The sequence below is a fragment of the Prevotella sp. oral taxon 313 genome (assembly GCF_003043935.1).
GTDB classification, from domain to species: domain Bacteria; phylum Bacteroidota; class Bacteroidia; order Bacteroidales; family Bacteroidaceae; genus Prevotella; species Prevotella jejuni.
In genome coordinates, this window is sequence record NZ_PYXE01000001.1 from 983403 (window position 1) to 999934 (window position 16532).

A 16532-nucleotide genomic window follows, 5' to 3' on the forward strand; every position below is an offset into this window, starting at 1 on the left:
GAGTTCTATTCTAATGTCTTGTTAATTCGGTCTATATAATCTAACACTTCTTCCTTCCCAGTCTTGTTCTCTGCTGACGTAATAAAATAGGGGGGTAGTTCCTCCCATCTGTCTTGTAGCTTCTTCATCCATAGCAGAGCATTTGATTTAGCCTTCGCAGGCGATAGCTTGTCTGCTTTTGTGAAGATAATAGAGAAAGGAACATTACTCTCTCCGAGCCAATCGACGAACTCACGGTCGATCTTCTGTTGTTCATGGCGTATGTCAATCAGCACAAATACGTTCACTAACTGCTTGCGTTGGAGGATATACTGGGCTATCATCTGCTCTAACTTGTTCCTTACTGTCTTTGAACTCTTGGCATAACCGTAGCCAGGGAGGTCTACTAAGTACCACTCGTTATTAATGATAAAATGGTTGATAAGCAAGGTTTTACCGGGTTTAGCTGATGTCTTAGCTAATCCCTTATGGTTGCAAAGCATATTGATGAGGCTTGATTTGCCCACGTTAGAACGCCCAATAAAAGCATATTCTGCCTTTGAATCCTCAGGACACTTAGCCAATGATGGTGAAGATATAGTAAATTCTGAATTCTTGATAATCATATTAATGATGTGTATGTGTTATAAACAGCTTTTCTGCAAAGATACTAAAAAGTTAATAGCTAAGAATGGTCAGTTGATAGTTTTTTCGTATTTTTGCAGAAATAAAAGAGCGGTGTACGGTAAAAGGGATACTCATCTTTTGTATTCTTGATGTTGGATATAGAAAACAAAGGACAAATGAAACAAATAAACTGGGGATTTATTGGATGTGGTGAAGTGACTGAGAAGAAATCAGGACCAGCCTTTAATGAGGTGATGGGGTCGCATGTCGTGGCCGTATTTAGCCGTAGTGAGATGAAGGCTCGTTCGTATGCTGAACGGCAGGGTATCCGTAAATGGTACACAGATGCACAAGCGTTGGTAGACGACCCTGACGTTAATGCCATCTATATCGCTACACCTCCTTCTGCTCACGCTACCTTTGCTATTATGGCAATGCGGGCTGGAAAACCTTGTTATATAGAGAAGCCTTTGGCCGCATCTTACGAAGATTGCGTACGTATTAACCGTGTGTCTGAACAGACGGGAATACCATGCTTTGTTGCTTATTACCGTCGTTACCTACCTTATTTTAAGAAGGTTAAAGAGATTGTGGATAGTGGTGAATTGGGTAAGATACTTACTGTACAGGTGCGTTTTGCTGTCCCTCCGCGTGACTTAGACTATAAGCAGAATGAGCAACTGCCGTGGCGACTACAGTCGCATATCTCTGGTGGCGGCTATTTCTACGACCTTGCGCCTCACCAACTCGACCTACTTCAGAATATGTTTGGCGTTATTGTTAAAGCACATGGCTACACAGCGAATCGTGCAGGGCTTTATTCCCTTGAAGATACAGTCAATGCTGTGTATCGATTCGAGACAGGCTTGACCGGTAGTGGTGCTTGGTGCTTTGCTGCTCATGAGAGTGCACGAGAAGACCGTATCGAGGTTTATGGATCGAAAGGACGCCTTTCATTCTCTGTCTATACGTATGCTCCTATCCGTCTTTGCACCAGTCAGGGCGATAGAAACATAGAGGTTCCTAATCCTCCTTACGTCCAACTCCCTATTATTAAGTCTGTTATCGAGGATATGCAAGGCTATGGTGCCTGCGATTGTACGAGCATCAGCGCAACACCTACTAATTGGGTGATGGACCGCATACTTGGTAAAATTTAAGTGAAAGCCCTCTGGGCGTTTGTTCCTATTTAATTAATCACATGAAACTAACTATCAACGACTACCTGTTTCTATGTCTTCTCCTATTGTTATTGGGAGGAACAAAGACGTATGCGCTGTCCTCTACGGTTATTACCGATAGTGTTATTGTGGGAAAGGACAGTGGAGAGAGACTCCCTATTAAGCAGCCCACAGACACTGTGCGATGGATGCGTAGTACAGAGCCATCAGTCTTGTCAAAAGAAAAAGCTGCTAAGGGCGGTAGCTTTCTACAGCGTTTCAACGAGATTGATACGTCATATATTGAGCCTCAGAAGTATAACTTCGCTTTTATGATACAGAATACTAACACGTACGAGGTGTACCGTTTGAGTAGTTCAAGCGAACAAAGCATAACCTTCGCACCTGAGGCTACGGTGCGTATAGGGCCTTATTTCGGTTGGCGATGGATATTTCTGGGTTACACACTGGACATAAAACACTTGGACTTCTGGCATAGGAATAACAATCCTCGGCAAGAGTATGATTTAAGTTTATATAGTTCAATGCTCGGACTGGATATCTATTATCGTAAAACGGGTAATGATTATAAAATTAGACAGTTGTATCTTGGGAAGAATATAGACACTGAACCAATACGTGGAACGAACTTTGGTGGACTGACGTCGACCATTAAAGGCTTCAATCTATATTATATCTTTAATCATCGTCGGTTCTCTTATCCGGCAGCATTCAGCCAGAGTACGATACAACGTCGCTCTGCTGGTAGTCCTTTGTTGGGCATTGGTTATACACAGCATACCTTAACTGTCGATTGGAACGAACTAAATGATGTCATCAAAGAACGACTTGGTAATCGTGTCTCAAGTAGTCCGATTGATAGTACACTGATGTTCAGTGAGGTGAAGTACACGGATGTCTCTGTTAGTGGTGGCTATGCTTATAACTGGGTTTTTGCCCGTAACTGGGTCTTGGCAGGCTCTGTCTCCTTAGCACTGGCATACAAACGAAGTTCGGGAGACGTAACTCATCGAAGCTTCTCTATCAGTGACTTTAAGTTTAATAATATCAATATCGATGGCATCGGACGCTTTGGTGTGGTATGGAACAATAGCAGATGGTATGCAGGGATGAGTACTATCCTTCATGCTTATAACTATCGACGGAGCAACTTCTCTACTAATAACTTCTTTGGTAGTATTAATGTCTATGCTGGATTTAACTTTGGAAGGAAAAAGGGAACATAGTTCTCTATATTATAGGGTTGTTTGTAGCCTAATAATAGTTTGTGGTTATCATTAGAAAAGATTGTTATGACACTAAAATACTTGCTTATTTTAACAGCGCTCTTTGCCTTCTCTGCTTGTGGTGCGAAGCCTGAACAGAAAGGAAAGGGGCATGGTGCAGCAGACACTACAGTGATGGTTCGACAGGAGAGAACGGCTGTCTCAAGCGCAGCTCCTACTGAACAGGCTAACACCCTACCGTCATATATTGATCGTTATACGAAGAGTGACAGTGCACTGGTTTGTCAGTTGTTGCGAGAGTTTGCGCCACAACGACAACAACTCACCAACGAAGAGCTTGTTATTAAGATTGCACGAAAGTTTATAGGGGTGCCATACGTAGCGCACACCTTAGATAAGAACGAGGATGAAAAGCTGGTTATTAATCTTCATGGATTAGACTGTACGACGTACGTTGAGGCTGTTACCGCCCTTGCGCTTTGTGCGAAAAGAGGTGAAACTGGCTTTGCGAACTATGTACATCAGTTAGAACAAGTGCGCTATCGAGGTGGTAAGATGAGTTATGTAAACCGTCTACACTATTTCCATTGGTGGTTGGAAGATAACGAGCGCATGGGTTTTGTGAAAGAGATAGATAGCCCAATTCCACCTTTCACAGCTATTCAGACGTTGAAAATCAACTATATGAGCCAGAATGCAAGACTGTATGATATGTTGAAGAACAGCCCTGAGCGTGTTGCAGAACTTAAGAAGTTAGAAGATGCAAGCAATGGTACAAGTGTCCGTTATATCCCTAAGAGCCTACTCAATAACAGTAAGCTCCTGCGTGAGGTAGTTCGTGATGGTGACATCCTTGCGATTGTCACGAGTAAACGAGAGCTCGATACAACACATCTTGGATTTGCTATATGGCACAAGGATGGCCTCCACCTCATGAATGCCTCTAATCTTAAGAAGAACGGAAATAGGGTGGTTGATCCCTTAGAGACGCTTTATAACTATATGATGGCTCGTCCTGCTAACCTTGGAATACGTGTCGTTCGTATTCAATAAAAGCCTTTATTGGCTGATAAGCTACATCTATATATGAGCTTGACATCCGTATCTTAAAATGCAAACCATACTTATAAGGATCCCGCCTTGTCCTCTTATATACTCGTGAGGAGGATTAACGCAAGTTGTGTAGAGGTTTAATACAAGTTGTTCAGAGGCTTAACACAAGTCGTGCGGCGGCTTAATACCATTACTAAAGGTCGTTGAGAGACAAGGTAAGAGCCGTTTCTAAGTGTATTCTATAAGGTAGACTCCTTCGCTTAAGCTTATCAAATCGTTATCAATAAAAGATGCTCTGACAGAGAGCGGATGGTTCTGTCAGAGCATATACTTATTTCTTCATCTTGGCTTTGCGGGCATACTCAAAGAGAGCAGCTGGTAGATGGCAATAGCCAGTGGGGTTTTTATCAAGATAGTCTTGGTGGTATTCTTCTGCAGTATAGAAGTTTTTAAGAGGTTTAACCTCAACGGCTATCTTACCATTAATCTGCTTCTGCTCCTCTTCAAACACCTTCTTGATAGTGGGGAGGTCGGCTGGGTCGGTGTAATAAACACCTGTTCTATACTGACTACCACGGTCATTACCCTGCTTGTTTACACTTGTTGGGTCGATAGACTTAAAGTATAAGCCCAGTAAGAACTCCAAGCTGATAACTTTAGGGTCGTAGGTAATGTGCACAGCCTCGGCAAACTGTGTCTTATCTGTGCATACCTCCTCATACGTTGGGTTCTTGATAATACCATTGGCATAGCCCACTTCGGTAGCTGTAACGCCTTCTATCTGTTTGAGATAGTGCTCTGTTCCCCAGAAGCAACCACCTGCTACATATATTTCTTTCATTGGTCTTACTAAGTTTATATAGGCTCCGTAGCCCTTAGCCTTCATCTCTTTAAGTGGGATGAAGCGCAACGAAGCACTGTTGATACAATATCTCTTTCCTCCTGTCGATGCTGGTCCGTCATCGAAGACGTGTCCAAGATGTGCCTTACCAGTCCTACTCCTCACCTCTGTACGTACCATACCATGTGATGTATCAGTATGATTTGTAACGACTTTCATGTCGATTGGCTTAGAGAAGGCAGGCCATCCGCAGCCAGAATCGAACTTATCAGTAGAAGAGAAAAGCGGTTCTCCCGTTGTGACATCTACATAGATACCCTCTCTGAACTCATGATCATACTCGTTGGTGAAAGGTCGTTCGGTGGCAGCCTGCTGTGTTACAGCATACTGTTCGGGAGTAAGCATCTTTCGTAAGGTAGCATCGTCAGGACGTGTGAATTTCGTCTTAGGAGCGATGATAGAATCAGTTTGTGTCATAGCTGTCTTGGTCTTGTTTGTGCAAGATGCTGTTCCTGCCATCAGTAAGCCACAAGAGGCAGCTTCAACAATGGTCGGAAGAATCAGTGTGCACAATATGGATAAAATGTTACGCATAGTTTGTTGTGTTTATAAATGTGATTAATAAAAAAGCAAGAGATAATAAAGGGTGCGTCAAAATCCAATTTGCTGGATTCTGAAACACCCTTCTTTATATTTGTTTTGTTTACTGCTTCTGCAAGAAACGGTCAACCTCAATAGCTGCCATTGCACCTGTACCAGCTGCTACGACACCCTGACGATAGGTTGGGTCTGCCACGTCACCTGCTGCATAAACACCCTCAATATTGGTTGCTGTAGACTTTGGTTTGGTGATGATGAAGCCGTGGTCGTCCATCTCTAACTGACCTTTGAAGAGGTCGGTGTTAGGAGTGTGACCAATAGCCAAGAAGAAACCATCGATGTTAATATCGAATTTTTCCTCGTTCTCCTCACCCTTAAAGCGTACCAAATGTGCACCCTCTACACCGTCTTCACCAAAGAGACCGAGTGTATTGGTATTGTAAAGAATCTCAATATTCTCCTTCTCTGTCACACGCTTACGCATAATCTCTGCTGCACGCAACTGAGGTTTACGTACAATCATATAGACCTTATTTGCCAAACCAGAGAGATACATAGCCTCTTCGCAAGCAGTGTCACCACCACCAACAACAGCTACGGTGCGCTTACGATAGAAGAAACCGTCGCAAGTAGCACATGCACTCACACCCTGACCACGGTATTTCTCCTCATCAGGTAAGCCCAAGTACTTTGCACTTGCACCTGTTGCGATGATTACTGTCTCAGCTTCAATCTGATTGCCACGCTCATCTTCGAGGTGGAATGGACGACTGCTGAGGTCTACCTTTACGATAGAACCATCGCGAAGGTCGGCACCATAGAGCTTAGCCTGCTCACGCATCTCTGACATGAGTTGGTTAGCATCGATTCCTTCGTGGAAACCTGGGAAGTTTTCTACAATGGTTGTGGTGGTCAACTGACCACCCGGTTGAAGACCAGAATAGAGCACTGGCTGCAGATTAGCACGTCCGGCGTAGATTGCTGCGGTGTATCCTGCAGGGCCACTACCTATTATCAGGGTTTTTACTTTCTCCATTTTAATATACTGTATGATGCCCTCTGCGTGTTAATTAACGGCAAAGAAGGGCTTGATTAATACTTTTGTAACTTTTACAGAACAAATATTATGCCAAAGCGAGACAGTTTGTTTTATTCCATAGGGAACAAGCCAAAGAGTCGGTCATCAATCATGTCGGTGACACGTTTGAAGTCTTGTGGGTTGTCTTGAAAGTCTGTTGTGTCACCATCTACAATCATCAGATGTCCTTTGTAGGTCTTAATCCACTCTTCATAACGCTCATTAAGTCCACGAAGATAGTCTATACGCATCGTTTGTTCGTAGTCTCGCCCACGTTGTTGTATGTGATCAATGAGGCGAGGGATAGAGCATCGGATGTAGATCATCAAGTCTGGCAACTTTACTAAGGACAGCATCAGGTCGAAGAGGTCGGTGTAATTATTGAAGTCACGCTCTGACATGAGTCCCATGTCATAGAGATTAGGAGCGAAGATACGTGCATCCTCAAAGATAGTACGGTCTTGGATAATCGTATCCTTTGATTGTGAAATCTCTACAACATCACGAAAACGCTTGTTGAGGAAATAGATTTGTAAATTAAACGACCACCGTGTCATGTCGTTATAATAGTCTTCTAAGTACGGATTATTGTCAACTGGCTCAAAGTGAGCTTTCCATCCGTAACGTTTCGCGAGCATCTTGGTGAGTGTAGTCTTACCAGCTCCGATGTTTCCTGCGATTGCTATGTGCATAATATGTTATATCTTATGGCCTATCACATGGCTACCACTTATAAGAAAGGTGGTAGCTATCAATGTCATGGGCTTTTTATTTCGTTTTTGATTGTCAGTTTGTTTATTCCTCTTTATCCTTTGCAAACCATCGTGCAGCAGGAGGTTAGATACTTCTTGACTGTGTTTAGAAAAGTCCGAAAAGCTCTCTGTCAATCTTGTCAGTAATGAAACCAAAGTCTTTCGGGCGGTGTTGATAGTCGAGATGGTCGACATCAATCGTCAGAACACGACCTTTATATTTCTCTTTGATAAACTCCTCATAACGTTTGTTGAGGTTCTCGAGATAGTCTAAAGGCATCCTCTGCTCGTACTCTCGTCCACGTTTCTCAATGTTAGAGACGAGGTGGCTGACCGATGAACGAAGATAAATCATGAGGTCGGGGAACCGAACAGCATCCGTCATGTCCTCGAATAGCTCCATATAAGTCTCGTAGTCACGATTGTCAAGATTACCCATGGCATAGTTGTTCTCCGTAAAGACGTAGACACCCTCGTAGATAGAGCGGTCCTGTACCACTGACTCTTCACTCCTGCTAATCTCAAGTAAGTCCTTAAAACGTTCCTTTAAGAAGAACACTTCCATAGGGAACGACCAGCGTTTAATGTCTTTATAATAGTCTTCTAAGTAGGGGTTGTAATCTACCGACTCAAACCTTGGCTTCCAGCCATAGCGTTTGGCGAGCATTGTCGTGAGTGTAGTCTTACCGCTACCAATATTTCCTGCGATTGCAATGTGCATAACATAGAGTCCATGTGGCATCTTTAACATCCCTTCTAAGGTGTCGTTAAAGATGCCAGATGGCGTAAAGTAGTTTTTATTTAGAATTGATTTCTTGCCTTACCAACGCATCCATTTGGCATTTGGATATGTAGCATAGCACATACAGTAGGTGCAATATCAACGATGTGCGTATCAACGTTGGTTGCACCATGCTTCACGTTCCATCCAAAGAGTAGGAAAGGAATGTGCGTGTCGTATGGGAATGGTTGTCCATGTTGGGTCCCACGGAAGTCTGGTCTGTCCTTACCTCCAAAGAACTGAGGACGCGTTACGACGCCAATCTCACCTGAACGGCCACGGAAATAGCCGTTCTGCATACGTTCTTTAATGGCGTCAGGCATTGTAGTCTCACTAATCTTCTCTTCGTCAAAGACGTAAAGGAACTGTGGATCTTGCTTCAACCATTCTACTGACTCATCGATGATATCCTGCTTCTTACGGCCTGCGGCAGTAATGAGTGAGTCGTTCAGATAGAACTGATAGTTATCCTCACCCATGACAGGACTTACACCAAACTTCCCTTGAAGATGGTCGTTGAGGTCTTTTACGGTCTGCTTATAATCCCATCCACCAGCTGGAATACGATGTTCTCGCATATAGTTATAGTTGTGGGCAGCACCATGGTCGGCTGTAAGGAAGAGGAGATAGTTGCCTTCACCTACCTCTTTATCAAGCACCTTAAGGAACCATGCTAAGTCTTTATCCAACTGCATGTAGACTTCATGGTTCTCTTTTCCACGTGTAGAGAAGCGATGTCCGATGATGTCGGTTGACGATACGCTTATTGTAAGCATGTCTGTCTCCTTTCCTTTACCAAGTTTTTCATTCTTCAATGCAGCCTCTGCCATCTTGAAAGTCATCGTAACGCCCTGAGTCGAACCTTTGATATCGAAATTAGGAGCCGTGTGGTTTTTTGCATTGAAGTCCTCTACCCACTGTGGAAGTTTGTCCATATAGAAGGTAGATGACACGAAATGGCCTGCTGAGGTGTCCCACCAGTAAGCCGCATCGGCTGCATGACCAGCAGGAAGGATGGAGGCACGGTCCTTCAGCGCCACACCAATCACCTTTGAACGGAAGTCTGTTGCCACTTGAAGTTCGTCTCCAATCGTAGAGGTAAGCATACGACGGGGACTCATCTGGCCCTCTTTACTATCAGAACCGACGCTCTTCACCGTATTATCTTCACAGCAGTAAACACTCTTGTCGTTCTGATAGAAGTAGTTACCAGCAATACCTGTAAAGGCTGGGATAGAGCCTGTATAGACCGAACTGTGGCCGATAGCCGTCACTGTTGGCGCATAGTTGATATGTGTGTTCTCAAAGGAGAAACCTTGGTTGAGCAGTCTTTTCAGTCCGTCATTACCATACTCATCGTTGTAATAGTATAGGTAATCCCAACGCATCTGGTCGACAACAAGCCCAACAACCAGCTTTGGTCGTTGTACTTGAGCATACGTAGCTGCTGCAATCAGCAAGCCAGCTACGAGAAAAAGCAGTTTCTTCATTTTAGGTCATGTACTTAAATTATGTTGCAAACTTACGATTTTTTTTTCAATTTCTCGACTTTTTTGCCTACTTTTGCACGTGATGGAAGGATATTAAAGACAAACAAGAATTATGCAGAATATTATCGTCGCCGACAATCAAGACATCACTCGTGCTGGGATGATCTATGTGCTTTCTAAGATGAAGGGTATATCGTGTGATATAGCAGGTAGTAAGGCAGAACTGATTCGGCTGTTGAGTGGCTGTCCCGAAGCGATTGTAATATTAGATTATACGCTGTTTGACATCTCCAGCGAGTCCGATCTCCTTATCATCGGACAGCGTTTCCCGTTGTCACATCTCATCTTGTGGAGCGAAGAGTTAAGTGCCGACTTCATTCGCAACCTTGTCAATGCAAGCAGTCGGATTAGTGTTCTTATGAAGGATGCGAAGATGATAGAGATAGAACAGTGTCTTGACTATGTCCTCCGTGGGCAGCGTTTCCTCTGTCAGCATGCTACGAATATTCTTTTAGAACCAAAGCTCACACAAGAAAAAGAGTCTGTCAACTTGACGAAGACGGAGGTCGAGATTCTAAAAGAGATTGCGTTAGGACAGACAACACGTGAGATAGCAGAGAAGCGTTTCTCATCCTTCCATACTGTCAACACACATAGAAAGAACATCTTTCGTAAGTTAGGGGTGAATAATGTGCATGAAGCTATCCGCTATGCGATGCGTTCTGGACTCGTGGATGCCGCTGAGTATTATATTTAAGGACAAGTGAAAGATACGACATGACTGTTTTTTGTATCGCTTCAAAGGCTTTTGTTTGCGTTAGAAAATAGTCTTTATTCTACCACCAAACCGTGTTTCTCGAATTATTTTCATGAAAAAAAATATTTTTCTTCACGACAAGAAATATTTTTTTTCATGAAAGTAAATCTTTTTGTTCATGAAGAAAAATCACTAACGAAAGGTTGTTTACTCTGCTGATAACTTACATGTGTGGCTAATCGAAACATAAAAAAGAGCCGTATCAACACCTTTCAATGTGCTGATACGGCTCTTTCAGAGGTCGTTATAACCCAATATTAAGTGCTATCTTTACTCTGGTAACTCCTTCTTAGATAGTTTGGTAGCAAGGATAAAGTAAAGAATTAAAGCAGCGTAAGCCACGAGGGAGAGCAGTTCGGAGAGGTGATTCTCCCACCATGAAGAGTAGTCTACCTCGATGCCACCGAATTTCAGTAGGGCAGAAACAACTCCCATCAATGCACCACCAGCGATGAAGCCTGATGCTAAGAGCGTTCCCTTGTCGCCACGTGCCTTGTTGATAGCTTCGTTCTTAGAGCGAGTTGTCACGTACCAGTTGACTGCGCCGCCCACTAAGAGCGGGATGTTCAGCTCTAAAGGTATGAACATACCCAGCGCAAAAGCTAAGGCAGGCACTTTGCAGCGGTCGAGTACGAGGGCAATAATTGCTCCGATGCCATAGAGAACCCAAGGTGCACCCTGTCCACTCATCAATGGCTTGATCACAGCAGCCATTGCGTTTGCTTGAGGAGCGGCCAACTTACCAGAGTTGAAGCCGTAGGTCTTATCCAAGACAATCATCACACCGGCCACAGTGGCAGCCGAGATAATTGTGCCAAGGAACTTCCATGTCTCTTGTTTCTTAGGTGTTGTACCAAGCCAATAGCCTATCTTTAAGTCGGTAATGAACGAGCCTGCCATAGAGAGGGCCGTACATACAACGCCACCCATCAGTAAGGCTGCCAACATACCAGCGTTCCCTTTCAGTCCAACAGCCACCATGACGACAGAAGCAAGGATAAGTGTCATCAGCGTCATACCTGATACAGGGTTGCTTCCAACGATTGCAATGGCATTAGCTGCCACTGTTGTAAAGAGGAAAGCAATGATAGTAACGAGGAGAATACCCACTACTGCATGCAATAAGTTGAAGTTCATCACACCAAAATAGAAGAAGAGGAAGGTGATAAGGAGCGTTGCAATACTTCCGAAGGCAATAATCTTAAATGAGATGTCACGCTGTGTACGGAGTACCTCGTCCTGTCCACTACCTTTCCCTTTCATCTCTCGTGCGGCCAAACCTACGGCACCTTTGATGATACCCCATGATTTCACGATACCGATAATACCCGACATAGCGATGCCGCCAATACCGATTGAGCGAGCGTAAGACTTGAAGATAACCTCTGGAGCCATCTGTCCTACGGCTGTAGTGATAGATGGGTCCCACTGGTTAAGGACTGTATCTGGAAAGATGAGTGCCATTCCTGGTACAATGAGCCACCATACCGTTAACGAACCAACACAGATGATGAAGGCATATTTAAGACCGATGATATAACCAAGACCAAGGACTGCAGCGCCAGTGTTGACCTTGAAAACGAGTTTAGCCTTGTCTGCTATCGTCTCGCCAAAACCTATCATACGACTCGTTACATTCTCATTCCACCAACCAAAGGTGGCCACAATGAAATCGTAGAGACCGCCTACAAGACCGGCAAGGAGGAGGGGCTTGGCTTGACTTCCGCCCTTCTCGCCACTCACAAGAACTTGGGTTGTGGCCGTGGCCTCGGGGAATGGATACTTACCATGCTGGTCTTTCACAAAGTACTTACGGAAGGGAATCAAAAAGAGAATACCCAATACGCCGCCTAAGGCTGCCGCAATGAAAATCTTAAAGAAGTCGGCTTGTAGGTCGAGCATGTAGATGGCAGGCATAACAAAGATACCTCCCGCAACGACAGCACCTGAGCAAGCACCGATGCTCTGTATGATAACATTCTCTCCTAAGGCATTCTTACGCTTTGTAGCAGACGATACACCAATGGCGATGATGGCTATTGGGATAGCAGCCTCAAACACTTGTCCTACCTTCAAACCAAGATATGCAGCGGCAGCAGAGAATAAGACCGCCATAAGGATACCCCATGTGATAGACCAAGGACTTACTTCACGATACGACTCCTGTGGCGACATGACTGGTTTATACTCTTCGCCATCTTTCAACTCCCTAAAGGCATTCTCAGGAAGGTCGATGTTTTGATTCGCTTTATTTTCCATTGTTGATAGTATTATTTGCTTGCAAAGATAAATAAAAATCGTTTATCTTGTACCAATTCAGCATAAAATATTATCTTTGTCGGTATGAAAGAAATTAAACCTATCGCTTATTTCCGTTCTCCCTTGACGTCGAAGTTCGGTATTCCAAGGCAGAGTGGACTGGCTGACAACCTTGTCGGTAAGATTGTCTTTGAGGCTCAGTACCAACGTGAGGAGGCACTGCGTGGATTGGAGGAGTTTGACTATTTATGGTTGATTTGGGGCTTTTCTGCGAATAATTCTACCGATGATGGTAAGCTAACTGTTCGTCCGCCTCGCTTAGGAGGGAATGAACGTTTAGGGGTGTTTGCCACGCGCTCGCCCTTTCGCCCTAATGGACTTGGGTTGTCATCTGTGCGTATCAGGCGTATAACAAACGGACTCATTGAAGTAGTTGGAGCTGATTTGATGGACGGTACACCTATATATGATGTGAAACCATATATCTCCTACGTTGATAGTCATCCACAGGCAAAGGGTGGGTTTACCGATAAGAAAGCATGGAAAGAACTATCAGTCGTTATTGCAGAGGAGTATTCTAAGAAGTTTGATAAAGAGGATCTTGAGGCTTTAAAGGAGGTGCTCTCACAGGATCCCCGTCCACAGTATCAGCATGATGCAGCACGTGTCTATGGCATGCTTTTCGGTGGGAAGGATGTGAAGTTTAGGGTTGATGGGGATGTGTTAGAGGTTATGGGGGTTGATTAAGGGCTATTGGGCTTATAGGGCCTATTGGCCTTATGGGGCTAATAGGGCTAATAAGCCTAATAGGGCCAATAGTTCTTATAGAGCTTATAGGGCCTATAAGCCCTATAAGGCCAATAGGGCCTATAAGCCTAATAACCAATTATTTCTCCCTCAAATACTTTATCCACGCAAAGGGGCGGCGCTGATTAAGATAGTTAAGGTTGTTCATGTTCTGGTAAGCCTCACGCTCAAAGGATAAGTTCATATAGGCACGGCCTGTCATGGATAAGCGTATAAACCACTCGATGACATACCATATATAAAAAGGTAGGATAAGCATCTCCATCATCTGACGTGTGTGGATACGCTCGTGGTTGATGAGTTCTTTCGTTAGTCTAACGCCAGGATGGACAAAAAGAAGCCCAAGAATGTTGATGGCATCATAATTCTTGGGAGGGAAATACTTTGTTCGGATAATCTTCATTAATCGGTCTCAATTGACTCTACACGCGGCTTAGAAGTTGCAGGGGCGATAGGTTGTGGGTCTGAAGAAGCACCTGAAGATGACTCGGAGGTGCTGCTCTGTCCATCAGAACTACCTGAAGAAGCGTTGTTGCTACTGCTTCTTCGCCTTGAATGGTTACTTCTTCGAATACTATTAAACACCTTCTCAGCTTGCTCCTCTTCCTGTTTGTCGGTAGAATCATTGGCTGTCGTGTCTTTAACAACAGTGTCGAACTTAGCCTTATTATTGTCGGCTAAGTTAGAGTCAGGCTCGATAGCCGTCTGTGTATATTCTGGGTCGTTCTTGTGTTGACTATAATAATAAAAGCCGAAAGCTACAAGGAAGATCGTACCTAAGATGATAAACGTAACCATACCACGCCCTAAGGTAGGCTCATCGTTCTTGTTCTCTTTATTATCTTCATGTAGTGGTGCGTTACAATAAGGACAGTTCTTATCCTTCTCGTTAACCTCATTGTTACAATTTCGACATCTCATATTTCTTTCTTTAGCTTTGGTTTCTATCGGCAAAGGTAAAAGAAAAGGTAGATATGACCAAAACGATTTGGCTTTTTATTCGTTTCTTCTTTCTTTTTTGTACCTTTGCAGGGTCTTTCATGAGAAGATATAATCATATTAAAAACAGAATTAAAGGAGTTTTTTCGATATGAAAAGGACATTAATCGTTATATGTTTCCTAACTTGTTGGATAGGGGGCTCTGCTCAAAGCCTGCGTGAGGTGTGGATAGAAATGCCTGATAGTGTTATGCCTTATATCAGTAAGAGTCAACGAACAGAACTGGCTGATTATATTGATATGAAGGCTGTTCCAGCTGTATTGAACAGCTTTGGCGACTCTGTAAGGATTGAACGTATGACGAAGGACTACCTTTTGGTGAATGCAAATAAGGCTATGCGATTGGAGATTAAGTTGTTGGATAATAACACACTGGCCTTGGCTCAGACGTGGATGGGACCTGCCGCAGAGAGTAAGTTGAGTTTTTATAATCTTCAATGGCAGCCTAAAAAGGTCGTTGTGGCCTATAAAGAGAATATTGTAAAGCCTAATGCAATGAGTGATGAAGACTTTGCTGACCTAAAGCCCTTGCTGTTCCCTCGTATGAAAGAGTATCATCTGTCAGCTGATAATAACTCATTATCAGTGAGTTGGACCTATCCTCTGCTATCAAAGAAAGATGTAAAACGGGTCGAAGACATACTAAAGCCACAGACACTGAACTGGACTGGCGGGGCGTTTCAATAGTAAAAAACAATAGCACATTTGGCAGTTTCTGATAAAATCACTACTTTTGTGGTCATAAATAATAGCTTATAGCATGAATTTGAAGGTACGTTTGGCATTGATGAACTTCTTGGAGTTCGCAGTGTGGGGAGCTTATTTGACCTCTATGGGTCGCTATCTTGGTAATATAGGTATTGGTCCTGAGATTGGCTATTTCTACTCAATGCAGGGTGTGGTGTCAATCTTTATGCCTGCTGTGATGGGTATTGTAGCCGACCGTTGGGTACCTGCTCAGCGTCTGTTGGGCTTTTGTCACCTGCTTGCAGGTCTGTTTATGTTTGCCACAGCAGGCTACGGCTTGAGTATTGGCGAGCATGCTGAGTTCTCTACTATCTTCACTCTTTATTCGCTTTCGGTTGCTTTCTATATGCCAACATTAGCTCTCTCAAACTCTGTTGCATACAGTGCTTTGAGCAATGCAGGCATGGACACGGTGAAAGCCTTCCCACCGATACGAGTGTTCGGTACGATTGGTTTTATCCTAACTATGTGGTTAGTCGACCTCTTAGGCTTTCAGAGTAACCAGAACCAGTTTATTACCTCTGGTGTAGTAAGCATCATTCTCTTCCTTTATACATTCACCTTACCTAAGTGTGCGGTAAGTAAAGGCACAGAACAAAAGAGTTTTGTGGATGCCTTTGGATTACGTGCTTTCGCCTTATTCAAGGAGAAGAAGATGGCAATCTTCTTTATCTTCTCTATGTTGTTGGGTGTGAGTCTTCAGATAACGAATAGCTTTGCGAATCCATTCCTCTTTAGTTTCGGAGCTCAACCAGAGTTTGTTAATTCCTTTGGAGTACAGCATGCTAACATTCTGATTAGTCTTTCGCAGGTTAGTGAGACTTGTTGTATCCTCCTAATCCCCTTCTTCATGCGTCATTATGGCATCAAGAATGTGATGTTGATAGCGATGTTTGCATGGGTATTGCGCTTCGGCTTGTTTGGTGTAGGTAATCCTGGCTTCCCTGGTATCTTGATGTTTGTACTCTCAATGATAGTATATGGTGTAGCTTTCGACTTCTTTAATATATCGGGTTCACTGTTCGTTGATAATAGTACGGAGCCTGCACTCCGCTCTTCAGCACAAGGTTTGTTTATGTTGATGACCAATGGTGTGGGTGCAACAGTGGGTACATTAGCTGCTCAAGCCATTGTTAATGCTTATACACATCCGCAGGTTGTGGGTTCGGACACACTGACTGTTGGTGACTGGCAGGCATGTTGGTTCATCTTCGCAGGCTATGCCTTTGTCGTAGGAGTCTTGTTTGCTGTTATCTTCCGACCAAAGAAAGCATAATAGCTCACCGTTAAGATG

General features: G+C 43.8%; 16 protein-coding genes. 7 read left to right on the forward strand and 9 right to left on the reverse strand.

Features of this window, described 5'->3' with window-relative positions:
- Positions 1 to 5: 5 nt before the first annotated feature.
- Positions 6 to 605, reverse strand: coding sequence for a ribosome biogenesis GTP-binding protein YihA/YsxC (gene yihA, locus AXF23_RS03805; protein WP_009012188.1), 600 nt, complete (start codon positions 603 to 605; stop codon positions 6 to 8).
- Positions 606 to 782: 177 nt separating this feature from the next.
- On the opposite strand from yihA, the gene AXF23_RS03810 reads away from it, so the two are divergent.
- The 3 genes from AXF23_RS03810 to AXF23_RS03820 all read left to right on the forward strand — a co-directional run bounded on the left by AXF23_RS03810 (position 783) and on the right by AXF23_RS03820 (position 4066).
- On the forward strand, positions 783 to 1766 hold the full coding sequence (locus tag AXF23_RS03810) for a Gfo/Idh/MocA family protein (protein ID WP_107624355.1): 984 nt from the start codon (positions 783 to 785) through the stop codon (positions 1764 to 1766).
- Positions 1767 to 1807: 41 nt separating this feature from the next.
- Positions 1808 to 3013 carry a DUF4421 domain-containing protein gene (locus AXF23_RS03815; protein WP_107624356.1) on the forward strand — a complete coding sequence of 402 codons (1206 nt, stop codon included), beginning with the start codon at positions 1808 to 1810 and terminating at the stop codon, positions 3011 to 3013.
- A gap of 66 nt (positions 3014 to 3079) precedes the next feature.
- Positions 3080 to 4066, forward strand: coding sequence for an N-acetylmuramoyl-L-alanine amidase-like domain-containing protein (locus AXF23_RS03820; RefSeq protein WP_107624357.1), 987 nt, complete (start codon positions 3080 to 3082; stop codon positions 4064 to 4066).
- 331 nt (positions 4067 to 4397) lie between these two features.
- Here the strand turns inward: AXF23_RS03820 and AXF23_RS03825 are convergent, their stop codons facing one another.
- The 5 genes from AXF23_RS03825 to AXF23_RS03845 form a co-directional block, all read right to left on the reverse strand.
- A complete protein-coding gene (locus tag AXF23_RS03825; protein WP_107624358.1) occupies positions 4398 to 5501 on the reverse strand; it encodes a bifunctional methionine sulfoxide reductase B/A protein in 1104 nt (367 codons plus the stop codon).
- Positions 5502 to 5610: 109 nt separating this feature from the next.
- On the reverse strand, positions 5611 to 6543 hold the full coding sequence (gene trxB, locus AXF23_RS03830) for a thioredoxin-disulfide reductase (protein WP_013265243.1): 933 nt from the start codon (positions 6541 to 6543) through the stop codon (positions 5611 to 5613).
- Between the two features lie 113 nt (positions 6544 to 6656).
- Positions 6657 to 7277 (reverse strand): deoxynucleoside kinase, encoded by a 621-nt coding sequence (locus tag AXF23_RS03835; protein ID WP_009012182.1) that lies wholly within the window; start codon positions 7275 to 7277, stop codon positions 6657 to 6659.
- Between the two features lie 166 nt (positions 7278 to 7443).
- On the reverse strand, positions 7444 to 8058 hold the full coding sequence (locus tag AXF23_RS03840; protein WP_042856257.1) for a deoxynucleoside kinase: 615 nt from the start codon (positions 8056 to 8058) through the stop codon (positions 7444 to 7446).
- 80 nt (positions 8059 to 8138) lie between these two features.
- Complete coding sequence (locus tag AXF23_RS03845) at positions 8139 to 9608, reverse strand: alkaline phosphatase family protein (protein WP_107624359.1); 1470 nt, start codon at positions 9606 to 9608, stop codon at positions 8139 to 8141.
- A 112-nt stretch (positions 9609 to 9720) separates the two neighbouring features.
- On the opposite strand from AXF23_RS03845, the gene AXF23_RS03850 reads away from it, so the two are divergent.
- Positions 9721 to 10365 carry a helix-turn-helix transcriptional regulator gene (locus AXF23_RS03850; protein ID WP_107624360.1) on the forward strand — a complete coding sequence of 215 codons (645 nt, stop codon included), beginning with the start codon at positions 9721 to 9723 and terminating at the stop codon, positions 10363 to 10365.
- A 330-nt stretch (positions 10366 to 10695) separates the two neighbouring features.
- Here AXF23_RS03850 and AXF23_RS03855 read toward each other — a convergent pair whose 3' ends face one another.
- Positions 10696 to 12684 (reverse strand): OPT family oligopeptide transporter, encoded by a 1989-nt coding sequence (locus tag AXF23_RS03855; protein ID WP_009012178.1) that lies wholly within the window; start codon positions 12682 to 12684, stop codon positions 10696 to 10698.
- 84 nt (positions 12685 to 12768) lie between these two features.
- On the opposite strand from AXF23_RS03855, the gene tsaA reads away from it, so the two are divergent.
- The gene (gene tsaA / locus AXF23_RS03860) at positions 12769 to 13431 is read left to right on the forward strand and encodes a tRNA (N6-threonylcarbamoyladenosine(37)-N6)-methyltransferase TrmO (RefSeq protein ID WP_107624361.1); all 663 of its coding nucleotides are present in this window, start codon (positions 12769 to 12771) and stop codon (positions 13429 to 13431) included.
- 139 nt (positions 13432 to 13570) lie between these two features.
- Here tsaA and AXF23_RS03865 read toward each other — a convergent pair whose 3' ends face one another.
- On the reverse strand, positions 13571 to 13894 hold the full coding sequence (locus AXF23_RS03865) for a hypothetical protein (protein WP_107624362.1): 324 nt from the start codon (positions 13892 to 13894) through the stop codon (positions 13571 to 13573).
- On the reverse strand, positions 13894 to 14412 hold the full coding sequence (locus tag AXF23_RS03870; protein WP_107624363.1) for a zinc ribbon domain-containing protein: 519 nt from the start codon (positions 14410 to 14412) through the stop codon (positions 13894 to 13896). The genes AXF23_RS03865 and AXF23_RS03870 overlap by 1 nt, the downstream gene beginning before the upstream one ends.
- 169 nt (positions 14413 to 14581) lie before the next feature.
- Between AXF23_RS03870 and AXF23_RS03875 the strand changes: the two genes are divergently transcribed.
- Both AXF23_RS03875 and AXF23_RS03880 read left to right on the forward strand, forming a co-directional pair.
- Positions 14582 to 15178, forward strand: coding sequence for a DUF3256 family protein (locus AXF23_RS03875; protein WP_107624364.1), 597 nt, complete (start codon positions 14582 to 14584; stop codon positions 15176 to 15178).
- A 73-nt stretch (positions 15179 to 15251) separates the two neighbouring features.
- Complete coding sequence (locus AXF23_RS03880) at positions 15252 to 16514, forward strand: MFS transporter (protein WP_107624365.1); 1263 nt, start codon at positions 15252 to 15254, stop codon at positions 16512 to 16514.
- Positions 16515 to 16532 lie beyond the last annotated feature (18 nt).

What these genes read in the sequence shown, in the direction of transcription:
- yihA (WP_009012188.1), bottom strand. Translation starts at nt 605, where the DNA reads ATGATTATCAAGAATTCAGAATTTACTATATCTTCACCATCATTGGCT.
- AXF23_RS03810 (WP_107624355.1), top strand. Translation starts at nt 783, where the DNA reads ATGAAACAAATAAACTGGGGATTTATTGGATGTGGTGAAGTGACTGAG.
- AXF23_RS03815 (WP_107624356.1), top strand. Translation starts at nt 1,808, where the DNA reads ATGAAACTAACTATCAACGACTACCTGTTTCTATGTCTTCTCCTATTG.
- AXF23_RS03820 (WP_107624357.1), top strand. Translation starts at nt 3,080, where the DNA reads ATGACACTAAAATACTTGCTTATTTTAACAGCGCTCTTTGCCTTCTCT.
- AXF23_RS03825 (WP_107624358.1), bottom strand. Translation starts at nt 5,501, where the DNA reads ATGCGTAACATTTTATCCATATTGTGCACACTGATTCTTCCGACCATT.
- trxB (WP_013265243.1), bottom strand. Translation starts at nt 6,543, where the DNA reads ATGGAGAAAGTAAAAACCCTGATAATAGGTAGTGGCCCTGCAGGATAC.
- AXF23_RS03835 (WP_009012182.1), bottom strand. Translation starts at nt 7,277, where the DNA reads ATGCACATAGCAATCGCAGGAAACATCGGAGCTGGTAAGACTACACTC.
- AXF23_RS03840 (WP_042856257.1), bottom strand. Translation starts at nt 8,058, where the DNA reads ATGCACATTGCAATCGCAGGAAATATTGGTAGCGGTAAGACTACACTC.
- AXF23_RS03845 (WP_107624359.1), bottom strand. Translation starts at nt 9,608, where the DNA reads ATGAAGAAACTGCTTTTTCTCGTAGCTGGCTTGCTGATTGCAGCAGCT.
- AXF23_RS03850 (WP_107624360.1), top strand. Translation starts at nt 9,721, where the DNA reads ATGCAGAATATTATCGTCGCCGACAATCAAGACATCACTCGTGCTGGG.
- AXF23_RS03855 (WP_009012178.1), bottom strand. Translation starts at nt 12,684, where the DNA reads ATGGAAAATAAAGCGAATCAAAACATCGACCTTCCTGAGAATGCCTTT.
- tsaA (WP_107624361.1), top strand. Translation starts at nt 12,769, where the DNA reads ATGAAAGAAATTAAACCTATCGCTTATTTCCGTTCTCCCTTGACGTCG.
- AXF23_RS03865 (WP_107624362.1), bottom strand. Translation starts at nt 13,894, where the DNA reads ATGAAGATTATCCGAACAAAGTATTTCCCTCCCAAGAATTATGATGCC.
- AXF23_RS03870 (WP_107624363.1), bottom strand. Translation starts at nt 14,412, where the DNA reads ATGAGATGTCGAAATTGTAACAATGAGGTTAACGAGAAGGATAAGAAC.
- AXF23_RS03875 (WP_107624364.1), top strand. Translation starts at nt 14,582, where the DNA reads ATGAAAAGGACATTAATCGTTATATGTTTCCTAACTTGTTGGATAGGG.
- AXF23_RS03880 (WP_107624365.1), top strand. Translation starts at nt 15,252, where the DNA reads ATGAATTTGAAGGTACGTTTGGCATTGATGAACTTCTTGGAGTTCGCA.